General features: G+C 62.1%; 5 protein-coding genes. 2 read left to right on the top strand and 3 right to left on the bottom strand.

The genetic code is table 11. The annotated features are described in order from the left end of the window. Together E5W87_RS15150 and E5W87_RS15155 are read right to left on the bottom strand one after the other, a co-directional pair. Positions 1–729: anti-sigma factor (locus E5W87_RS15150; RefSeq protein ID WP_292398648.1), on the bottom strand; the 729-nt coding region annotated here is incomplete at its 3' end. After that, positions 726–1,244, bottom strand: coding sequence for an RNA polymerase sigma factor (locus E5W87_RS15155; RefSeq protein WP_292398650.1), 519 nt, complete (start codon positions 1,242–1,244; stop codon positions 726–728). The genes E5W87_RS15150 and E5W87_RS15155, both read right to left, overlap by 4 nt. Positions 1,245–1,522: 278 nt before the next feature. Here E5W87_RS15155 and E5W87_RS15160 point away from each other — a divergent pair, with 278 nt between their 5' ends. Both E5W87_RS15160 and E5W87_RS15165 read left to right on the top strand, forming a co-directional pair. Then, positions 1,523–1,777: a type II toxin-antitoxin system VapB family antitoxin gene (locus E5W87_RS15160; protein ID WP_292216872.1), complete on the top strand. Its 255-nt coding sequence runs from the start codon at positions 1,523–1,525 to the stop codon at positions 1,775–1,777. Then, positions 1,767–2,195 (top strand): type II toxin-antitoxin system VapC family toxin, encoded by a 429-nt coding sequence (locus E5W87_RS15165; RefSeq protein ID WP_292398653.1) that lies wholly within the window; start codon positions 1,767–1,769, stop codon positions 2,193–2,195. The genes E5W87_RS15160 and E5W87_RS15165 overlap by 11 nt, the downstream gene beginning before the upstream one ends. 2 nt (positions 2,196–2,197) lie before the next feature. On the opposite strand, the gene E5W87_RS15170 is transcribed toward E5W87_RS15165, so the two are convergent. After that, positions 2,198–3,069: DUF2339 domain-containing protein (locus tag E5W87_RS15170; protein WP_292398656.1), on the bottom strand; the 872-nt coding region annotated here is incomplete at its 5' end.

A 3,069-nucleotide genomic window follows, 5' to 3' on the forward strand; every position in this document is an offset into this window, starting at 1 on the left:
GCGCGGCAACGAGCCGACGACGGCGCAGCCATAACCCTTGTCCAGCCAGTAGACAGCCGCAGGACCATCTTCCTCCGACCCATAGGTGCCCTTGGCCTTCTCTGCCGATTCAGCCGTGACGAACAGCGAGATGCGCTCGCCCTTGTCGTCTTCATAAAGCAGCATCGCGGCCTTGTTCTCGCCTGCAGGCAGCAGCCGGCCGCCGACGAGCTGGAATCCTTCCGCCGCCAGATCCGGTGCGACCAGCTTCAGGCCGACCCTATTGGACAGCCAGGTCTGCAGATGATCCTTGTCGCTGGCGGGCACTTCCACCGCATGCCGCTGCTCGGCGGCATAGATGACATGGGCTGCGATCGCCTGCTCGGCGAGTTGGTCCTCGGCCGGGTCTTCCAGACCGAAATGGTCGATGCCGGCGACGTAACCGCCAACACCGCCAATGGCCAGCACCGCGGCTGCGGCGGCCGCAAGCCACCAGCGCGAGCGCGATACTGCCGCCTTGGCCGGCGCCTCACCGAACACGATCTTCTGCAACCGCGCCGGCACCGGCTCGTCGAGCACGCCGGCGAAGGCGGCACGCAGCGCTGCGCGGTCGGCAACATAACGGGCGCTCCTCGCCTTCATTTCAGGATTGGCGTCGAGCCAGGCGTCATAAGCCACGCGCTCGTCAACCGGCAACTCGCCATCGAGTGCCATGTGGATGTCGCGTTCGGAGAAATCGTGCCGGGTCATTTCTCGACGATCCTTATCGCCCGGCGACGCGCGGCGTCATCCAGCAGCCCGCGCAACTCATCACGTCCGCGCGCAATGCGCGACATCAGCGTGCCGGCCGGCACGCCGAGGATGTTGGCGGCCTCGGCATAGGAAAAGCCTTCGATGGCGACCATGACGAGTGCTGCGCGCCGGTCGGGGCTGATCGCCTGCAGTGCGTCGATAATCTCGCGTGAGGCGATGCTCTCCATCTGCTCGGCAGGTGCTGCCTGCGCCTCGCTCGCTTCCAGCGGCAGCATCGCTCCCTCGCCGCGCCGGTTCACCTTGCGCATCTGGTCGATGAACAAATGATGCATGATCGTAAACAGCCACCTCCTGGGGCTTTCTCCAGTCTGCCAATTGTCGAGCCGCACAAGCGCTCGTTCGAGACAGTCCTGAACGAGGTCGTCGGCGGAATCGCGGTCGCGCAACAGCGAGCGCGCATAACGGCGCAGACGCGGTATTTCGCCAAGGATTGCTGCCTTCTTTGCGTCCATGACCGCTGGTTCTGAGGTGCCTTGTTCATCCGATTGAACGCGCCTTCACGGCGCGGCGCAAGTGGCCGGCGCGAAGCGGTCCGCCGCCCCGGTCACCCAAGCAATGCAATAACGCTGGCGTGGACCGGTTTATTCCCGGCCGGGCTAGAGGGCCACCTGTCAAGGCGCCGCACGCCATGAGTAAGAAGCCTGAGGTTGAAAACGCACCCTAAAGGATGTATATTCAAAGTCACATATTTGGTATATTCGACTTGGAATATACGTTCGGAGAAATCGATATGTCTCTATACATCCGCGATAACGAGGTCGACGCCCTGGCTCGTCAGTTACAGTCCGCCATCAAGGCCCCCACGAAGACTGAAGCAGTGCGGATCGCTCTCAAGCGCGAGCTTGAACGAGCGAACTCTGTCCTTCCGCTGAGCGAGCGTATCAAAAAATATCAGGATGCCGCGAGCGCACTTGGTCCCGATGACCCCACCTTCGATATGAAGAAATTCATGGACGAGGCCTGGGGAGAACCCGATGTTTCTTGATGCTTCCGTCATTATTGCGCTGATTTTGAGAGAGGCAGATGTGGATCGTCTGCTGAGAAGGATTGAAACTGCCGAGACGCTTTATTTCTCGCCGAGTTCCGCGTTTGAAGCGATCCTGGGGATAGCCCGCAGAAAATCTGTAGCTGAAAGCGGCGATCAAGCTCCGACACCGCCTGCTCTGATCGATCAATGCCAAACGATTGTCATTGGCTTCCTGGCCGAACTCAAGGCCGTGGAAGTTCCGCTGGATACCGCCATTCGCGAACTCGCAGTCAAAGCTGCCCGCGACTACGGTCGATATGTCGGCCATCCCGCCAAGCTGAACTTCGGCGACTGCTTCAGCTATGCATGTGCCAAGGCCTACCGGGTACCCCTGCTCTACAAGGGCAATGATTTCTTGCAGACCGATCTGGCCTGAATCTATCCGGGTTCGGATTTGGCCGCGCGCGTCAGCAGCCGCTGGTAGAACAGGCCGATGCCGATCAGCACCGCGCCGAGGCCGATGAAGGACAGTGCCCTAAGCACGCCTTCGAGCTCCGACATGTCGAAGAGGAAGACTTTCAGCACGGCGACCGAGATCAGCGCGGCCGACGCGATGCGCAGCACCTGCGACTTCAGCCAGACGCCGGCAGTGAGCAGCGCCACACCGATGATTAGCCACAGCGCCGAATAGCTGTAGGTCTCGAGCTGGCCGAGGCCACTCAACAAGCCGATGAACTCGCCCTTGAACAGCCGCCTCACCGACAGCGTCGCATAGGCGAAGACCAGTAGCGCCGCCACCAGCGCCAGCATCGCGGCGTACCATTTCGGCCGCTTGTCCCTACTATAGAGCGCGAGCCCCCCGGCAGCGACGGCCGGCAAGAGATAGGCGAGGAACAGAAGGTTGAACACCGGGATCTGGCCGGTCGATTCGTCGGTGAACAGCGGGTTCAGCGCCAGGAAATGCTCGACCACGACGAAGGCGACCGAGACCGCGCCCGCGGCAAGCGAACCATAGCGCAGCACCGAGCTCGGCGAGCGCATGTCGATGGCGACCAGGATGGCGCCGGCGCCAAGGGCGATCAACGTGTAGATCGCCTGCTCGGCGAGCGTCGCAGCACTAGTGTCGATGACGCCGCCATGCATGGCATGGCGCACCAGAATGGCAACGGTGAGCAGTGCAAACAGTGCTGCGCCCGCTTCCATGACAAGGCGCGGCCGGCCATTGGTGGTGCGAGCGAGTTGCCAGGCGGCAAAGCCGAATGCCAGCGCCGGCACGCCGTATCCCGGCAGCAGCCAGTTGAACACCGGCG

The sequence above is a fragment of the Mesorhizobium sp. genome, assembly GCF_004962925.1.
Classification (GTDB): Bacteria; Pseudomonadota; Alphaproteobacteria; order Rhizobiales; family Rhizobiaceae; genus Mesorhizobium.